This is a genomic window from Bacillus sp. B15-48 (assembly GCF_016879755.1).
In the GTDB taxonomy this organism is placed as follows: Bacteria; Bacillota; Bacilli; order Bacillales; family Cytobacillaceae; genus Mesobacillus_B.
In genome coordinates, this window is the sequence record NZ_WOFU01000004.1 from 511,172 (window position 1) to 530,307 (window position 19,136).

Annotated in this window: 18 protein-coding genes and 1 pseudogene; all 19 read right to left on the reverse strand. The window is 36.3% G+C overall.

Annotated elements, in window-relative coordinates; genetic code table 11:
- Positions 1 to 535 precede the first annotated feature (535 nt).
- The 19 genes and pseudogenes from GNT69_RS15795 to GNT69_RS15885 all read right to left on the reverse strand — a co-directional run bounded on the left by GNT69_RS15795 (position 536) and on the right by GNT69_RS15885 (position 19,080).
- Complete coding sequence (locus GNT69_RS15795; protein WP_203555924.1) at positions 536 to 1,195, reverse strand: DUF1643 domain-containing protein; 660 nt, start codon at positions 1,193 to 1,195, stop codon at positions 536 to 538.
- 413 nt (positions 1,196 to 1,608) lie between these two features.
- Complete coding sequence (locus GNT69_RS15800) at positions 1,609 to 1,806, reverse strand: histidine kinase (RefSeq protein WP_239094247.1); 198 nt, start codon at positions 1,804 to 1,806, stop codon at positions 1,609 to 1,611.
- A 263-nt stretch (positions 1,807 to 2,069) separates the two neighbouring features.
- On the reverse strand, positions 2,070 to 3,104 hold the full coding sequence (locus GNT69_RS15805; protein WP_203555926.1) for a serine hydrolase domain-containing protein: 1,035 nt from the start codon (positions 3,102 to 3,104) through the stop codon (positions 2,070 to 2,072).
- A 63-nt stretch (positions 3,105 to 3,167) separates the two neighbouring features.
- A complete protein-coding gene (locus GNT69_RS15810) occupies positions 3,168 to 4,247 on the reverse strand; it encodes a serine hydrolase domain-containing protein (protein WP_203555927.1) in 1,080 nt (359 codons plus the stop codon).
- A 434-nt stretch (positions 4,248 to 4,681) separates the two neighbouring features.
- Positions 4,682 to 6,028 (reverse strand): MFS transporter, encoded by a 1,347-nt coding sequence (locus GNT69_RS15815; protein WP_203555928.1) that lies wholly within the window; start codon positions 6,026 to 6,028, stop codon positions 4,682 to 4,684.
- A 150-nt stretch (positions 6,029 to 6,178) separates the two neighbouring features.
- The gene (locus GNT69_RS15820) at positions 6,179 to 7,342 is read right to left on the reverse strand and encodes a homogentisate 1,2-dioxygenase (RefSeq protein ID WP_203555929.1); all 1,164 of its coding nucleotides are present in this window, start codon (positions 7,340 to 7,342) and stop codon (positions 6,179 to 6,181) included.
- Positions 7,343 to 7,364: 22 nt separating this feature from the next.
- Positions 7,365 to 8,666, reverse strand: coding sequence for a fumarylacetoacetase (gene fahA, locus GNT69_RS15825; protein ID WP_203555930.1), 1,302 nt, complete (start codon positions 8,664 to 8,666; stop codon positions 7,365 to 7,367).
- On the reverse strand, positions 8,663 to 9,625 hold the full coding sequence (locus GNT69_RS15830; protein ID WP_203555931.1) for a hypothetical protein: 963 nt from the start codon (positions 9,623 to 9,625) through the stop codon (positions 8,663 to 8,665). Before GNT69_RS15830 ends, fahA begins: the two co-directional genes overlap by 4 nt.
- A gap of 99 nt (positions 9,626 to 9,724) precedes the next feature.
- Positions 9,725 to 10,273 (reverse strand): NADPH-dependent FMN reductase, encoded by a 549-nt coding sequence (locus tag GNT69_RS15835; protein WP_203555932.1) that lies wholly within the window; start codon positions 10,271 to 10,273, stop codon positions 9,725 to 9,727.
- 33 nt (positions 10,274 to 10,306) lie between these two features.
- Entirely contained in the window at positions 10,307 to 11,323 is a 1,017-nt protein-coding gene (locus tag GNT69_RS15840; RefSeq protein WP_203555933.1) for an LLM class flavin-dependent oxidoreductase, read from the reverse strand.
- A gap of 240 nt (positions 11,324 to 11,563) precedes the next feature.
- Positions 11,564 to 11,893: a DUF3870 domain-containing protein gene (locus GNT69_RS15845; RefSeq protein WP_203555934.1), complete on the reverse strand. Its 330-nt coding sequence runs from the start codon at positions 11,891 to 11,893 to the stop codon at positions 11,564 to 11,566.
- 631 nt (positions 11,894 to 12,524) lie between these two features.
- Complete coding sequence (locus GNT69_RS15850) at positions 12,525 to 12,770, reverse strand: hypothetical protein (RefSeq protein WP_203555935.1); 246 nt, start codon at positions 12,768 to 12,770, stop codon at positions 12,525 to 12,527.
- A 148-nt stretch (positions 12,771 to 12,918) separates the two neighbouring features.
- The gene (locus GNT69_RS15855) at positions 12,919 to 13,164 is read right to left on the reverse strand and encodes a cytoplasmic protein (protein ID WP_203555936.1); all 246 of its coding nucleotides are present in this window, start codon (positions 13,162 to 13,164) and stop codon (positions 12,919 to 12,921) included.
- Between the two features lie 315 nt (positions 13,165 to 13,479).
- Positions 13,480 to 14,529, reverse strand: a complete 1,050-nt coding sequence (locus tag GNT69_RS15860; protein ID WP_203555937.1) for a serine hydrolase domain-containing protein — start codon at positions 14,527 to 14,529, stop codon at positions 13,480 to 13,482.
- Positions 14,530 to 14,948: 419 nt separating this feature from the next.
- On the reverse strand, positions 14,949 to 15,797 hold the full coding sequence (locus tag GNT69_RS15865; protein ID WP_203555938.1) for a DUF6843 domain-containing protein: 849 nt from the start codon (positions 15,795 to 15,797) through the stop codon (positions 14,949 to 14,951).
- Positions 15,798 to 16,456: 659 nt separating this feature from the next.
- Positions 16,457 to 16,799 (reverse strand): annotated as a pseudogene (locus GNT69_RS15870) (DUF4260 domain-containing protein).
- A gap of 373 nt (positions 16,800 to 17,172) precedes the next feature.
- Positions 17,173 to 17,721, reverse strand: a complete 549-nt coding sequence (locus GNT69_RS15875; protein WP_343206510.1) for a hypothetical protein — start codon at positions 17,719 to 17,721, stop codon at positions 17,173 to 17,175.
- A 166-nt stretch (positions 17,722 to 17,887) separates the two neighbouring features.
- The gene (locus GNT69_RS15880) at positions 17,888 to 18,073 is read right to left on the reverse strand and encodes a hypothetical protein (RefSeq protein WP_203555940.1); all 186 of its coding nucleotides are present in this window, start codon (positions 18,071 to 18,073) and stop codon (positions 17,888 to 17,890) included.
- Positions 18,074 to 18,804: 731 nt separating this feature from the next.
- Positions 18,805 to 19,080, reverse strand: coding sequence for a hypothetical protein (locus tag GNT69_RS15885; protein ID WP_203555941.1), 276 nt, complete (start codon positions 19,078 to 19,080; stop codon positions 18,805 to 18,807).
- Positions 19,081 to 19,136 lie beyond the last annotated feature (56 nt).

Sequence of the window (19,136 nt, forward strand, 5' to 3'; positions counted from 1 at the left end):
CGTGTTGCTTGAACATTTTACGATGCAGAGCTTTTCCTACATCAACCCTATATGTTCAGTTTTCAAAGAACAATTTCTAGTTATATCTTTGCAAATGATCTTCAGCAATCGGGCGCGATTGTGAAACAAAAAGTAAAAGGGATGATACGTATTATGTTTAATATGTATCATCCCTTATTTTTTATGACTTTTTACGATTTAGGTCTTGATAAAATTCAAAACATCTATATTTACTGCCGGTGGATCTCTCCCTGCACTTAATGGCTCAAACGTCCGCAAATGGTGGCTCAAAACTGCGCACAGCTGGCTCTTTCTCTCCGCAATACTCATTTGCCACACTGGGGGTCAGGCAACAACTTTTTATTATGTATAACGATATATTGTATGACATAATAATGCATCATGAAATGGTAACGATGATTATGATAATTTTCGTCAATACTACCTATTCCTTCTCTTAAGTTTTCAATTTATCACGAATACAAACATCATACCAATTTTGATTTTTTTACATTATTTTCTTAAATTGGACTCATCATGAAATGATCTCATTCATTTGTTTTAACCATTTCCTTTTTCCTTCTAATGGAGTTGGACTTGGATGATAATAAAAAGGGGGACTCTTATATTCAATCCCTACAATTCTATCTTGTGGTATTGCAGCAAATGCACGCTCTGCTAAAGTTTTCACTATTGGGTTTGTACCCCAAGCCAAAATAATTGGGCCATTGCATTCAGATAGAACTTGGTCCAACTCTTCTTTTCGCTGACTAGAAAATATGCTATGACTTTCAAAACCTACTTTTTTAGCATCATTTAATTTATGTTTGAACTCTACTAGGTTACCTGCTCGAATGTCAGATAGATTGATTAACAGTACTTTATTCCATTTCTTTAATTGCATAAAACGCATAATTTGGTATTGGGTGTTATCGGTTTTAGCGAAGGTGAAATTTACAGGAGAGGATTCTCCGACACTTCTTTGTGGAATATGATATGTAGATTTCTTTGGGGTGCATAATCCAGGGTTCACTAATACAAATATTGCATCATAATTTATTTGATTTTCCATATCTTTTCGATATATTTCTGCATAATTTCTACATTCGAAAAATTGCCTATTTATCTCCAAATTATAAAAACTACCCTTCACTTCAAACTGTTTCTTTAAATGTTCTGCTTTTACAAACTCCATAAAATCTCCTCCAAAAAATATTCTTACTTAGAGGTTAAACATGGATGTATTCATACCTATTATACTAAATAGTAAAAAAACCCTTCTCTAAAAGTGACCTACAACCCATTTGTTAGACACAATTGACTTACAATTTGAGATGCTTTTTTGACAAGCATCCTTTATTAACAGGCACTCCCCGAAAATTCTTGTTTCACAGAATGTTTCATGTAGGTTATTTATTCATTCACCTCACATATTCTCAATCCTTAATCCACTTATACGAGAACATAATTAGGGATTTCGGAAAATAAATCGGACGAGGATTTTATAATAATTATTTGTAATTAGCACATAGTGCAACTAGATGTCTGCATGGTACGAAGTGACAAATATCTCCTTCGAAAACACGCCCGTTAATTGAGGAACCTATTTTAAATAAATCTTGTGACTAACACAATCGATAATCCTATCATTATTCCAATATCTGAAGCAAAACGTTTATTGTCTTTTCTCTTTTCTTGTACAGTTATCATCTTCCCAAGTATCACTAATACAAATGCTGTACTGATTATTGAATGACTAAAAGTTGAACTGAATGTAACATCATCAGACATTAGAACTATCGACATTGGAACACCAACTAATAAGACTGCACTCAAATACAAGAACCATTTCAACTTCTCCATTTTATAGTCGTTTCCCCCCTTTTATTAATGTAATAACCTTTAATTCTTCTACAACTCTTGTAATATAAGCTTAAGTATATTTTTTCACAACCTGAACAAGAATAACATATATATCCAGTTTATCTGGCCCTTAACAAAAAAAGCGTGTCCCTAATCGAGAGATACACTCCCTATAGTTTAATACCTGGTTTCTCTTACAAGAATCATTATTTAATTGATATCGCAAGCCGCATCGCCATTCGTATTGGCAATGCTGGATTCGCCAACTGATTTGCATCTCCAACTAAAAACAGTTCCTTATCAGGATAAAAAAAAGCAAATGAACCTGTTGAGCCCGAATGTCCAACTAACTCGCCTTTGCCCATAAAAAGCGTAGGAAGACCATTTAATGAGATTCGCATAAAGCCACCGCCATATTGAATTGGATACATGGAAGTTTGTAATTTTCTATATTTCTTCAGTTGGTGAAAAACATCTTTTTTAAACAAATTCCCTCCAAAGAAAGCTTTAATAAATATCATCAACTCACGAGCTGTGCTAATGACGCCACCACTAGCGCGACAACTTTTGATGAACTTCGGACGGGAAATAGCAGTTTCCCTATAATAAATACTGGGAACAACGTCATGCTCGCTTTTAGGTAAATATGTTTTCACAAGTCCTAAAGGTTCGAAGATCAAAGACTGGTATACATCTTCTAATGAGGAATCAGTAATGGTTTCAATTATCTCTCCGAGGAGATCAAAATTGACATCTGCATAATGAGCTCTTTTCATTGAGTCAGGTGCAAAGTGCGGTTTCAATTGTTTGGTCAGCGTTATCATTTCATCAAAAGTAAACTGCATATCCTCACCGAGGACACGTTTTTTAAGGCTATTTTTACCTTCTTCAAAGGCATCTGGTAGTCCGCTTGTTTGAGACAACAAATTATAGATGGTCAATTTCGAAGAATATTCCTGTCCCTTGTATATATGAAGTCTACTAAGTGTGCTGCTATCGAAGTATTCTGTTACCTCATCATCTAGTGACAGCTTCCCTTGCTCCCGTAAGATTAAAATACAAGCAGTGGTAAACAATTTTGTGATGCTTGCGATAAGCAACGGTGCGTCTACATCCTTGCCTCCATATTCATTTTTGTATGTAAAATCACCATTCGTGTTTTCGACCAATAGCACGCACTCATGTATCTGCTTCGACTTTATCGTTTGGGTAAATAGTTTCTCAAATCTATTGATATCCATCGTTTCCACAAACCCCCTTTTAGCGGAATTATTTTCACCTTCGTTTTTAATCGCAACAATCATTCAGTTCAATTTATTTATACTATTTTTAAAAATGGATTCTGCAATATTCTCGTTTACTATTCCTGTAAGATTCAGTAGCATTTTAATTATTCGAATCATTTTTAATTGAATGGTTGAACAGATAACAATGCCAACTTGTTTTTCCTTTATAAAACCACAGTATGTATGAAATCCCATCGTTGTCCCGCCGTGATGAATAATCGGATCGTCACTCCATTTTTTCTTCTCGATAAACCATCCGAGTCCCATATTCATATTTTTCGACCCTGTTTTGGCATGGACTTTGTGACATAGTTCAATTTCTTCTTTCAATGGACTTTCTTTAAGCCCCATTTGATGCTCTAGATAAACAAGCATATTGTTCATGGTGCTTTTTAATGCACCAGCACCATGAATGGCTGGTAATTCAATTGGAGGGATTCGAATCTCTTTCTTATTATAAGATTTAATATAACGCTGGTATTGTTCTGGGGTTCCCTTGATAAAAGTATCATTCATCCCTAAAGGATTTAAAATTTCTGTTTTAATCGCTTCCTCATAAGTTAACCCTAAAATTTCAGCTAATATGTTTCCTAACAAACCAACACCTATATTTGAATAGCCCCATTTTTTGTCAATCTCTTTCTTTAAATCAAAATCAATAAAAAATTGGTGTAAATCTTCATGTGTAAAATATTTATACGGATTGCCTTTTTCATCTTTATGTTCTTTCATTCGTTGGCGAATTTTCCTCATATCTTCCCTCGGAAAACGAGAGCGATGTGTGGATAGATGACGAAATGTTACTTCTTTTCCATTATAGGATAATGCCTGTCGATACTCTGGCTTATATGACGATATTGTTTCATCTAAAGCAATGGTATTATTTAAGACTAATTTTGATAATAGTAAACTCGTAAATGTTTTTGTTGTTGAGCCTATTTCAAAGACATAATCGCCTATCTCTACATCCCCATTATCATCATAAATAGTCCCTGTAATCAATTTCTCCTTTTTTGTAACTACACCAAGAACGATACTTGCTTTTTTAGCGTTATTTATTTCTCTATTTAACAACGTTTCCGTTTCCTTATCAATCAAACGAATCCCCCGTTCAAAAATTTAATCGATTTTTCATAAATTATATATATCTCTTTTACTAAGTAAATATCTCTAATATATATACGTTTAAATTGAAAAGTGGGTTTCATTAATGTAAATATTTAACATTTTGCGCTAAAATGCAAAACGAGCGCCAATTCCTCAAGAATGGCGCTCGAGCTTTTATGTTGCCTTTTTGAAGAAAAGTTACCCGTCACAGTATAATGTGTTAATCTAGATCACATTGGAAGTAGGTCATACGAAATAACAAGGGGACGGACCATCTGCTTCTTTTGGAAGCACAAGGTACGTCCCCATGCTTCAGAGAAACACCAGAACCGTCCCGGTGTTTCTACCGGTGTTTCTATCCATTTTCGTGGCAATAAAAAGGCTTGTCCACACCCCAATATGAGGCATGAACAAGCCATTGTTTTTTAAACAATTTCGTCTTTTTTATTAGGCATAAATGCAATAGATATCGTGGCGATGATTCCCGCTATAACAAATGTATAGAAACTCCACAGTAAATCAACATTCATCGTCAGTAAAACTCCCACTAAGATTGGTCCGGAAATGGCGCCAATTCGCCCAACTCCTAGTCCCCAGCCAAGTGCCGTTGCTCGGATTGTTGACGGGAAGTACTTAGTAACAAAGGCATTTAAAATCTGTGTACTTCCGACAGATCCAAACCCTGCAATCCCTACAAGGATATAAGTAATGATAATTGGCGGAGAACCAAGTGTCAGCAGCAATGCACTTACAGACGCTGCAAAGTAAGAAACAATTAAAACTCTCTTTGAGCCAAACTTATCCGCAATCACACTTCCTAATAATGCACCAAGACCAGCGGTGAGGCTCATCACCAATAAGAATGAAAGACTGGAATTGAGTGAATGTCCCATCTGTGTCATAATTTGCGGCAGCCATGTATTTAACCCATAGACTAAATAGAATCCCATAATATAGGTTAGCCATAGAAATAGGATCGGTCGCAAATATTCTTTTGAAAACATCTCCTTGATTGAATTCTTTCCCTTTTTCTGCACTTGCTTCGGTTGATCTTCCTCTTCTTTTTCTTCAAACAATGCGATATCCATATTGTATTTATGACAAATGGCCTCTGCTTCCGCCCTTCGATTTCGACTCAAAAGGAAATTAACAGATTCAGGTAAATACTTAATCATCACTGGAATGAGTAGTAACGGAAGTGCTCCAATCCAAAACATCCCTCGCCAGCCAATCGCATCTAAAAAGAAAATCGCTAAGATTGCACCTAACACCGTTCCAAATGAATACCCTGAAAACATCAGTGAAAAATTGAATGAACGGCGATGTTTTGGTGAATATTCAACCGATAATGCGGCGGCAGTTGGAATCACTCCTCCTAAACCGATTCCGCCAATGAATCGAAACAAGCCAAACATTTCAGGCGTCGTAGCCACAGCGCAAAGAATCATCGTGATTGAGAAGAGAGCAACACAATAAACCAATGTCCATTTCCTACCAACACGATCCGTCAATGTTCCTACAAAAATCGCACCGAACATCATTCCAAATAATGCATAACTTCCAATCGTTCCAGCTTGGGCAGCTGTTAAGCCCCATGGCTGGTAGTTTAATAGATTAGGAAGAACGGCTCCATAAATCCCTAAATCATACCCATCCGCTAAAATACAAACAAAACAAATAAACAACACAAAATACGTTAAATGACGTGGAACCCCAGTATTCACAGGCACTGCCTCTGTATTTTGAGGTGTGTTTCTAGCTACTTGACCCATCCGATTTCACTCCTTTAATTAGGCGGTTAAAATGTGTTAATGAATCAATCCCATTTGAGCTTTCCTCCACTTTTTTATGAAGGACCTCATTTTAGCTGCATAGGGGGTTCCATGATTGGCTTTTCACCCTAAACAGAATCTATAATGTGATTACTTCTTTTCAATCCAGCTATATTGATAGTCTTGATCTTCAAAACGCTGAGCTTTCTCAACGACTTTTAAAGGTCTAAATGTATCGATCATCACTGCTAATTCAAGCGTTTCTTTCTTCCCGATGCTGTCTTCAATTTTCCCAGGGTGCGGTCCATGTGGAATCCCTAACGGATGCAGCGTAATGGATTCTTCTTTCACCCCTTTACGACTCATAAAGTTTCCTTCCACATAGTACAAGACTTCATCACTATCAACATTGCTGTGATAGTAAGGCGCTGGAATCGCTTCTGGATGATAATCATACAGACGCGGTACAAAGGAACATATGACGAAATTATTTCCTTCAAACGTTTGGTGAACCGGAGGCGGCTGATGGATTCTGCCTGTAATTGGTTCGAAATCAGCGATATTAAAAATCCATGGATACAAATATCCGTCCCAGCCTTCAACATCAAGCGGATGTTGTTTAAAGTAATGAGCATGCAGCGCGCCCCTTGTTTTTGTCAGTACTTTAAAATCTCCTTCTTCTGTGCGCGTATTTAACGCTACTGGTCCACGGAAATCACGTTCACAGAATGGGCTATGCTCTAGGAACTGACCCATTTCATTGCGGTAGCGTTTTGGTGTCGTGATCCAGCTTGTTGTTTCGACCACAAGAAACTTAGAAGGTCCTTCATTTGGATTGACACGGTAAATCGTGCCGACTGGCATGACAATATAATCACCAGGTCTATATTTGAGCGTACCAAAGCTCGTTTCAACTTCTCCTGTACCATGGTGAACAAATAATAGTTCATCTCCATCGGCATTACGGTAGAAGTAATCCATTGATTTCGTTGGATTCGTTACTCCAATGGTTAAATCTTCATTTCCAAGGACATATTGCCTGTCCAATACTGCATCTTGCGGTTCTTGACTGACTGAATCGGTAAAGAAATGTCTTGGACGAAGAGCACTTTGTTCCTCATAGCCTATTTCCGCTTCCCCAAGAAACTCTGACTTATAAAAAGCAGTTGGCGGATTATGATGGTAAAGAATCGATTGAATGCCTGAGAATCCTTTCGTCCCCATCACTTGTTCGCGAAATAAAGAATCATCTTCTTTTCTAAATACAACATGTCTTTTCTTAGGGATTCTTCCCATTTGACGATAAAACGACATTTATTTACCCTCCCTTGAGAAGTTATTTTTGATTAGTAAGTACTTTTTTTGAAAATACTTCGTTGATGTCATGTGCAGGTAAAATTTTCCCTGCCACTTCGCCAAAGCCTACACGGTACCCTTCCCCTTGGCACCAGCCAGTCATGGTCAACTCATCGCCGTCTTCGAGCCATTCTCTTTGTTCATTTTCACCGAGAGAAATCGGCTCAGCTCCGCGCCAAGTCAACTCTAATAAACTACCGCGAGCATTCTTTTCTTCCCCGCTGATCGTACCGCTTCCCAGTAAATCCCCCGTATTTAAATCACAGCCGCCAATCGTATGATGCGCAACCATCTGTGCTGGGCTCCAATAGAGATAGCGGTGATTGCTTTTGCTAATCGTTTGACGTTCCTTTTGGTTTTCACCTTTTAAAAGAACTTCCAGTTCAATATCAAATGAACCTTCACCTTCTTGATCAAGATAAGCAAGTGGTTTCGGATCTTGTTTAGGTCCGGCTACCCGGAAAGGCTCCAAAGCTTCCATCGGAACAATCCACGGGGCAATGGATGTTGAAAAGTTTTTCGCTAAGAAAGGTCCAAGCGGCACATATTCCCAAGCTTGGATATCACGCGCACTCCAGTCATTCAATAAAACCATTCCAAAGATATGTTCTTCCGCATTTTCAATCGTAATGGGATCTCCTAATTTATTTCCGGTCCCGATGATATAGCCCATTTCTAATTCAAAATCAAGCTGGCGGCATGGACCAAAAATAGGAGAATCGGCATCCTTTGGTTTCTGTTGGCCAACAGGACGTCTCACATCTATACGACTAAGCACAACCGAACTCGCACGGCCATGATAACCAACTGGCAAATGAGTCCAGTTTGGCATTAACGCATTTTCTTTCCCACGGAACATAATCCCGACATTTGTGGCATGCTCTTTTGAAGCATAAAAATCAGTATAGTCGCCAATTTTTATCGGCATGTGCATGGTGATTTCACTTTGTGGAATCAACGCATTTTTGCGAAGTTCTTCGTTATCTCTTAAAACTGGATTGTCAGCAGAAAGGACCTCTTGCAGCTTTGTTCTGACAGCACTCCATGCTTCTTTGCCAAGTCCCATAAAGTCATTTAAATATGGGCGATTAAAAACAGGTTGATCTGTTTTTATGATTTCTTTAAAAAAGCCTTCGTTTTCTAAAACCGCCATATCGAGGACGTACTCACCTATCGCCACGCCAACACGCGCTGCTTTATCTTGCTTTGCACTAAAAACACCATATGGAAGATTTTGAATTGGAAAATGACACGTCTCACTTACTTCGATAAAAGATTTCATATTGTTACCTCCTGTTGTCCACTCAGTTCACGCAATTCATCCTTAGGTTCATCAAAGCTGCAGCTTCCAAACGAACATAGAGAATTTCGAAGTCGCGTAATTTGTTTAGGGGAAAGAACCAATTTTCCCCATCCTAATGAATCACCGGTTATTTTAAAATGGGACGGATCCTCGTCTATAAGAATCGCTTTGATCATGGTTTCATTTAACTTCAATTCATAGGCAAGCATTCCAGCTAAAAATACATTTAAAAATCCATGCATCTTGGCGTTCACTTCATCCCGATTCATTCGTACTGGATGGTGCAAACCGGCGGTAAATTTCATCGCGAGTTTGCGGTCACGGCATTCGGAAATCGCAAAGGCCAATCTGTCTGGTTCTGGAATCAACTCTGCCTTCACTCCGCCTGTTCGCCATTTCGCGCCGAAATTTTCTCTATTTTCAGAATTAAAATGAGCGATTGCATCCAAAGAATCGGTTACATATTTTCTCCAGTCCTCATCCTCTTTTAATAGATGGATTTCACAGAAAACGTTAACGCTTAATTCATTCGTTATTGCGGCAATTTTATGTAGAAATTCTTTTGTTGGAGTCGCTTGCGGCAAATGTAGTTCCAGAGCATCAATATGAACCCAATCACGATACATATGTTGATAAGAAGTAATTTGCTTAACATCCTCTTCCAATTGTGAAAGGAATTCTTTCTCACTTTGCTCTTTGCTCCCTACAATCGATAGTTTCAGCGGACGTTTCCCCTTAAATAACTGCTCATATTCTCTAATTTCTAATAATTTTGAAATCGGTAAAACAAAAGGACCTAACATCCAAGCATCTTGACTATTATTATAAGCAGCATAATTTTTTATTGCCTGTGTTAATGGCAGTTTCGCAGGGGGAAAAAGCCCAGCATAATCGATTAAACCATGAAGAAAGGCCTGTAGACTAGAACGATTTTCCACTTGTTATCCCATCCTTTATCAAAAACCATTGTATTGCTGATTCATCCGCTCCTTAATCAATCAGAGAAGTTTGGTAGATAAGGAAACGGATGAAGAAAATTAATAAACAACAACCGCATGCAAGCTTTTTTGCAAATGAACGAGTTCATCCGCTAGATTTTGAATCCGTTCGATGATTTCTTCATCAACGATTTCATTGTTGTGATTATAGTGATCGCTATGAGCATAGACATAGCTCGGGGCAAGATAGGCCCTGAAATATGACATAATCGGCTTTAATTGATTTTCAATCATCAAATAATGTTGATAGGTCCCACCACTCGCTGCAAATCCCATCACTTTATTGCGAAAAGTCTCTGGCGGAATTAAATCGATTAAATTCTTTAATGGTGCAGGAATGGAACAATTGAAAACGGGCGTTCCAAAGAGAAAAAAGTCTGCATCCATTACTGTAGAGATTGCTTTTCTCGTATCCTCGTTGTATTCTTCCAAACTTCTGCCATCACAGAATTGAAGATCATAGTCGCGTAAATCTAGCATTTCTACTTCGACTTCAGGATACTTGAGTGAAACTTCATAGAGAATTTTCCGCACTAATATTGAAGGTTTTGCTCCTATAATGGTTCCTGATATACCAAGAAGTTTCATCGCCTTAGCCTCCTCCGAATGTTCTTCCCTGTTTTACCCTAGAACAGCTTCTTTTTTGAATGCTGGCATGACTTTTTTTGCGACTAATTCCATCGACTGCACTACTTTTTCATGAGGCAATCCACCATAGTTCATCAGCAGCATCACTTCGTCACAACCAGCGTCCTCGTACTCTTTTAACATTTCAATGACATCTTGAGGGCTTCCGATTAATACTTGGCCGCGATCTCTTAAGTCTTCATACTTTGCACTCTTACCGTACATGCGTGTATCCAAGTACAAATCAAGATGCGGTTTTGCGATTTCAATCGCTTCTTCTCTCGTTTCTGCCACATATGCATGCAGTGCGAGCGGAGTATGAATTTTCGACTCATCATGGCCAGCTTCACGGTATGTTTTCTTGTAGTTGTCAATAATGTCTTTTAATTGTGGAACTGAATTACAAGCCACATATGGAACACCACTAATGTTATAGCCCATCTCCCCAACATGCTGCGCACCGTTATGGCTCAATGTTCCAATCCAGATTGGCATTTCTTTTTGTTTCGGAGTCACTTCTAGTTTAATATCTTTATACTGATAGTAGTCTCCATCATGAGAGAACTTCTCACCTGTCCAAGCTTTTTTAATCACCGCAAGTGAATCATTGAACCGTAATGCTTTATCTTTTCCGTCTACATTGAATCCAGCGAATTCATGTGGCAGGTAGCCGCTTCCAAGACCTAAGTTAATGCGTCCGCCACTTAAAACATCGAGGAGTGCATAATCTTCTGCTACTTGAATCGGATTTTTAAACGGCAAGGTAACGATTGCTGTACCTAATCGAATGTTTTTTGTACGCTCAGCCGCAACAGCTAAAAACGTTTGTGGAGTCGTCATGATTCCATACTCACTAAAATGATGCTCTGCGAACCATGCAGCTTTATATCCTAACTCATCAGCAACAACCGTTTGTTCTAATACTTCTTGTAATAGTTGTTCTGGTGTCCGCGTGAATGATTCCTTTTGATTTTTGTAATTGTCAAAAACTGTGAATAAACTAAATTCCATTTGAAAAACCCCCATATAGTTGAAATTTTCCAACAAAAAAACCAGCAGCTGAAAAGACGAATTAAAACGAAGGAAATCCTTCCATTAAAATTCCTCTTCAGCTACTGGCTCTTTATCCACTCATGAAGTTCGGCCCGAGTCCTAGCTCTGTAGATAATCCAGTTAAACACTAGCTTTATGTTGTTAAACGAATTATATTAAAATCTTCTGTAAATTGCAAGGGTTTACATTCAGATTTTTCTACACTTTTTGTTTAGCATCATAATAGTTCTTCTTTGCTGCTATCAGCCCTTGAATAACCGCTTTTTGCGGCCCAGAAATAAACCTTGTTTCAATTACTTTAATAATACCCTCTGTATCCTTTAAAGATCTTCCCCGCAATAATCCAGAAAGAAAGCTATTCGTTAACTCTTGTAAAAAGGTATAGGTGGCCTCAATAATCACATCGGTTTCAACATCGACAACCAACACACAGCCGATGTTTTTTTGCACTTCATAAACTGGATTTCCCTTTGGCAACTGAGCAAAACCTGTAACTAGTACATGATTGTCTTTCACTTCTAAATCCATAAAATCAGCTCCTTATGATTTTAAAATAGTTATAATATTAAAATAAATATATCACGAAATTAGACATTTTCCCTCAAAAAATTACAATATATGAAAATGACAGCATGTGTATAGTGCAGAAAAGTGCAACAAGGTCGCTGCCACTAGCTACGAACGGTTCACTTTAAAAATTTACAACCATTTACTACCGATGGTTTTACCACTGGCTAACGTCAGCCAAGTGTGGATTTACAACGTTAAGGGTTTTTAAAGGAATGGCTCTGTTATAACTGAATGTTGATTTTACTATGTTTGAAAAATAAGCGGATAAATTACGCCTAAACTGGGAAATAGCGATATTTCCTAAAAAATAAGGGGAGTATTTCCGTCTATATGATCAAAATCTGTGAATTTTGGCTTATTTAGAGCAGTTAACCGGAATATCTCCGCTTATTTTCGCTTCTTAAGCTTCCACTATATACATTAGGCGGAAATTCTCCGCCTATACTACAAGAAAATCAACAATGAATAATAACTGAGCAAAAGAAATAAAAGCCTAATCCCTCGATAATTTTCGTGAGGAATTAAGCTCATAACCTTCTACTAAAGCCTCCGTTACTTCAATAAGAAAACGACCGCACATTCTTTCCATTTACTTGAAGACAAAGATTAATACAATGGTTAATGTAATTAGTAAGAAACCAATCCATCCATAATCAATTATCTTATTTCCTGTCTTTTTATCAAAGTTCTTTTTAGTTAAATAACTCTCTAAAACTGAAAATCCTGCACTTAATACAAAAAAAGTGAAAACTCCTAAATAATTTGAAAATAATAGTGCTAAAATAATCACACAAAAAATTGTCCAGCGGGTAAGGGGGAGCTTTAATAAAACCATAAAATCATCCCAATTCCTATAAAGTGTACTTAAATACATAACATTACCTATAATTTTACTTTTCAAATCCTTTATTAGTAAAGGAAAACTATCGTAACGAAACTCCCGTTATTTCGTTCAAGCATCCGTTAGTCCAACAAGCCACACACTAAAACCATTCCTTATGCATTCCTTTTAGAAATTGTTCAGTGATGGGAAAACCTGAACTCTCCCCAATTATGGAATCGATTCCGCAATATGGACACAATGCTGTATTATCATCATCACACCAATCGGTAATTAGAGAGGGATTAAAGGTTTTCAAACAATAAAAGCAACCACATATTTTATCCTTTACTAATTGCTTTCGATGATGACTACTAAAACGGTGTGCAATTTCAAATTGTTTCTCCACTTTTTTCACCTTCTTTTAATTGCTCAAGCCCCCGCCTATTTATATGTATTTTCGTTTATTTTTGTGTTTTAAGATTAATTCGTCAACAGTGTTATGTATTGTTTCATCAGATGCCTTATATTCGTCAATCCAGGCAGATGGAAGTTCTTCATGTATTTTCGCAATAAAATATAAAGCATCTTTATCCTCTTTACTCAATCTTTTAATATTATAATTTTTTACTCTCTGTTACTCCCCTTCCAATCACTAAATCCCCCGTTAAGGAAGTTATCTTCTGATAATATAATCCTAAGAAACCCCAATCTCATAATAAAATTATTTCGTTGATAATAAGTGATTATATACTTCAAAGGCAATTTCCTCTCCAATCGTTTCTCCTAATCCTAACAGGATTTTAACTAATTTCCACATTGAATGTTTTTGAGTAGTAGCAATAATAATACCCATTTTCTTTTCTTTTTTCATTCCAATATAGGTGTTAAATCCGACTGTACCACCAGTGTGCCAATGAATGTAATCTTGTGTTTGTTTATCTTTGGAAATCATCCATCCCAATCCCATATGTGTATTATGATCAACTCTAATATTATTTTGTATTTTATGTGTTTGGTTAAAAACTTGTTGTAAAGGATGATCTATTAATCCTAAATTTCCTTCTAAGAAAGTCAACATATCATTTAGTGTGCTTTTCAATCCACCAGCTCCTGGTAGAGCAGGAATAGAAAATGGAGGTATTTCTTTGTTTTTCATATACGAATTGATTACACTTCGCTGGTTTTTATCACTTATATTAATAAAAGTGCTATGCAAACCTAAAGGTTTACAAATCCGAGCATTTATTGCCTCTTCATATTCTGTACCAAGAACACTTGCTAGTAAATTCCCTAAAAGCCCTACACCAACATTCGAATATTTCCATTTGTTTTTATACTTCTTTAATTGAAAGTTTGACAAAAATTCATCTAAATCCTCTGGTTGATAAGATGCAAACGGATTCATTTTATCGTGCACTTTAATATTTGAAGCATCTCTCGGCAAATTCGATTGATGGGTAATTAAATCTCGTAAAGTTATTTCTTTTGTATTATTTGAAAATGCTTGGATATACTTTGGCTGATATTTTAATACGGAGTCATCTAGTTGAACGATATTATCCCTTATCATTGTCTGTAAAAATACAGCAGTAAAAACTTTAGAAATAGAACCAATTTCAAAAATTCTGTCTTCAACAGGTATATTTGATTTATCGTCTATGCCTACTGAATATATCTGTCTCCCGTTTTGATTAACAATACCAAGTAGGATACTTGAATCGTTACTTCTCTTTTGCTTAGACACTAAAATATTCTTAATTCTTGTTTCCATATTTTCTCCTTTCATATAAAGTGGAACTTCAATCAGTGGGGGTTTTCTTCATCCCTCAATGATTGTTAGTTGAACCAATCGGGCGTTTACTGGTTGTTGATCCCCCACTTACAATTCTTATTACTTTCGAATTCTTGAAGTGTGGGGGTCTTACAGCCAGTTAACCTGCTATAAATACTTTTAAAATCCTCCGTTAGAAGAACAAAAGTTAAACATTTTTTACCATAAATATAATTTATCCTCGTTACACTAACCTGCTCTTTACTTCAACAAGAGAAAGTCGATAACCTTTATTCAGTTATCGCTCCTTGTTTATTGAAGATGTATTTTCTTAATAATTCTTTAAATATATGTAATTATTACTTCTAAATACTTGAAAGGTTAAATTGTCATTCACTTTAAGTATTTTGGCGACATTGTTAGTATTCGAACATATTCTCTAACACTTTCTCGCTAAGTTGCCTGTATCGCTCATTTCCTTGTATAAAAAAGTTTTCGCCACACGTACTTTTTGTCAATTGCAGAATTTCAAACTTTGCGGTGCCGTTCGATCCACCAAATGAGCCCACACTATCATAGCTGCCACAATCATAAGGAATCACAGTTCTTTCTCCTGCTTGATTCACGTAAAAATAATGATTGTTTAATATCCCGGATGATTGTGGAGACGATGTCTTATACAACCCATACGTGTCCTGATTTTCTTTTAGCTTTGCAACTTCAACTGGAACGACATTATACGTGCTTTCTTTTTCCAGCATTGGCTGATTAGGCTCACTATAAAACACAAGTACCGGACCTTCAAAACCGTCCGGAATTAAATAAATCGTATTTGTCTTTTCCTGAAAGAGTGGCGGAAACTTATATATTGTAAAAATAGACAATGACAAAAACGCAGCAATCGCAAGACTACTACCGAGCAGCTTTTTCCTGCTTCTCTCTTTTCGGTGCAGCCATTCATTAATAACAAAGTAGAGACTAGCACTTAAGATCGCATAAAACGCTAATTCATCAATGAACAGTACCGTTACTGCCCCAAAGAATAGATGGATTAGCCCCGCTGCTAGCAGTCGATAGTCTTGCATGTTTTTCGTCAACAAATCCGACAGATAAGACACCGGAATCCCATAAATAATTGTTCCAATTGCTGTGTATACAAACACTATTCCAGCAAACATAATAACTTCCTGCACCATCGCGCCGGCAATCAAATAAAAGCCGCTTACAAGCAGGGAAACATATAATGCTGTTAACAATTTTTTGATCATAAAATGATATCCCCTATGTGAAAGTGAGTAATTACAAGGTTTACTTACTCACTTGATTTAGTTGTCAACTTAAATAAGCTAGTGTATAATCACTCATAAATTCTATAATTAACGGCTTTCCCTTGCTTCTTCAGGACTGCTCAATACTTCGAGGAGAAACGCAACCGTTGCAAGGACATCTCCTCAACTATTGCTATCCGTTTGTTTAAGATGAATTTTGTGAAGTTACTTAATACGTCCCTTACCTCGCAACTGATACTCCTCTTGATTGTTTATTTCCAGCAATTTATAGACATAACCAAATTCTTTATCTTCTCTAAATGATGTAGCGGAAACCATATATTCATCGCCTTCTTCAATTAAGTTATAAACCATTGATTCTTCGATGGAAATTTTATAAAGCTCGCGATTAATTAAATACCGTTCTAATATTATAACGAATTATCAGATAATCGATATTGAGCTACCTGCATCTTAGTTTAACATCATTTTCCAATCCTTGAGCATAAAAAAACGAGCAGCATCTATTACAGCCCGTAATTTTACCTTTATTCGACTCCTCCAGCATCATTAACACAATAAACAATAGGATCTGCAATTTACAACTCCTTCTTTCGCTCTTGCACCCCGTTAGTAAAAAACTATCCTGTATAAAGAAATTAAACACGATTCAAATGATTGTCTTTAAATTCCGTTGGGTACTTTAATCCATATCCAATCATTCTATCCATTCCAATATGGGCTGACCATATTAACCCGATTGCTAAAGCCGTTTGATTTTCTAATAATAAACCCCAGGAAATAACAATAATCACTATTGTATAGGTATGAAAAAAATTATAAAGCCTTGCACCAATCTTATTATTAATTAAATAACCAAGCATTGAAATATCTGGTACTAACAGTAAGACAAAAAATAATAGCCAACTAAATTGATCCGTAAAAATAAAGACTTAACACAAAGACCGCAAGACCTTCTACTTGTAAAAGAATTCTATTCAATAACATCCCCCCATTTTAATCATTAAATATATTCTTCATTCCATTAAAATCTCCTTTTAAACTCTTCTGCTTTTGTTCAATATGGTTTCATTTCTATATTTAAGGCGATAATTCCCTAATAACCAATTTAAGGAGAAATTAATTTGTTGTTATCAAAAGCATGGGAACTTTATGAATCGGATAAGAAGATTAAGGGGAAAGTTTACTTGGGCATGAAAAACCGAGATCACTAGGATTTATACTCAGTTAAGTGGAAGCCTTAGAAGAGAATTTTATAGAAAGTATGTTAGAAATGGATGTGAAAGGCATCGGATACTCCGCCGCCTTTTCACTACTCCCCCCTTTGTTAGCTCAATACATATCCTAGTTTTCATTATGGACCTACTGAATTTGCAATCTCAACTAATATTTCTGGTGTTACCCGATCGGACACATGTTTATTAATACTTAGAATATATTGCCATCCATTTTTATCGAATATGAATAGATTAAAACCTTCAGCCATATTAGTGCTATAAACCGCTTGGCTTCCATCCTTAAGCTTTAAGTTTTGGTCAATATGTTCCTTCGTAAATTTCAAACCGTACTTCACAGGTCTGATCATAATCATATAGTGATTTTTCGGTTTATTTATGTGCCGATATTCAACTTCAAATCCATCGTTTATATCACCATCCGAATCACTAAGTCTTCCAAAACTGTGTGTAAATTCAATTGGAGGGATTTGTACTGGCAAGGCAATGTCTTTTTTAAAGTGTTCTTTACTTTCTTGCAGTGCAGCATTAACTTCCTTAAAGCCTATGTCGAAAAGCGATTTTTGGAATTCCTCGCTTGTATAGTTTGCCTTAGCTCCGTACGAAATTAAAAAAGGTAAAGCAATACACAAAATGAAAGTTTTAAATATCTTCTTGATAATGATCACGTCCTAGAATTTTTTCAGAAAAGTCTAGACGTTAGTATCTGCTATATTTTAATTAAATATCATACCTTCAATAATTAATTCCTCCTTAGCTTTTCTACCTCGTTTCTTCAAGTGAAAAGGCGTTTCAGTTGATTCTAGAAACGCCCCTAATAGTTTAAAACTCTTTTTATTTATCATTATCTAAATCATCATCTAGAAAAGACTTTTTATCTGTCTTAATTCCATATTTCTTTTCAAAGAACTGACCAATTATTGAACTGTTTATACCTCTCCTTACTGCCGTTTCTATGACTATATAAAGGATAAATAATCCAACAATATATAATACAATTGCCCCAAACAATCCAGCCATTAAAGGATCTCCCCCAAAAAAGAATCAATTGTTAGTTATATTTTACCATACAACTAAAATACCGTTGTTCAACTCTAATCCTCCAATACCTAGAAAAGAAGCATTACCGTTGTTGCGGTAATGCTCCCGGTTATTTAAGTGAATTTATTCACAATCTATATATTTTAGCCCATAAAGGACTGCTCACTACAGCCCATCTATAAAAGCATTAATTACTATTTTATTAAATGTTCTATTTTAGTGATTAGGCGAGAACCCTCGTGACTTCAGTCATGAGATGAATTGCCTTCGGATACGGTCTAGTGCTAGAAAATCGTGAGATTTTTATACTAGATTAAGTATCCGACATGTCAGCTAATCTTTTTGTATCCCACATTATACACGCTATAATATAACTAGAAATTGTTCTTTGAAAACTGAACATATAGGGTTGATGCAGGAAAAGCTCTACATCGTAAAATGTTCAAGCAACACGAACAAAAAACCGTTACATGTAGCGATAGCCAAGCGCATGTGATTATCAATACGGGGTTCGCTTGGTTCCTCGTCAAACAGTTCACCTCTTAAATGAGGTGATTGAATCGGTATGCCAACGGGCGTATATTGGGCTGTTGATACCAGAAGGCGATTTTTGCCTTCACAAGCTCGTGACTTCAGCCATGAGTTGTTGACAATAAATGGTAGCGATCACCGTAATTAATGATCGCTATTCCACTAATGCACCGTTTAGCTTATAATTCTTTACCTATTAATAGAAAAACTCCAAACCCAATTAACAATGAGCCAAATAATATTAAAATCGCTTTCATTAACCAATATGGAAAAATCTTTAAAATAAATGATAGTAAAAATATTACAATTGATGCCACTAATCCAGCATCATAAGTAGCAATACCGTCTATATATTCTGCTTTTTTATGTTTCTCCTTAGTAAGTTTAATCCCCCAAATAATAAAGATAGCACCTATAATAAAAATAATTGTTACCCCAATATACATCCAAATCATATTCACACCCATCCTCATAAACACTTCTTTTGCTTATCGTTAGCAATAAATCCTTA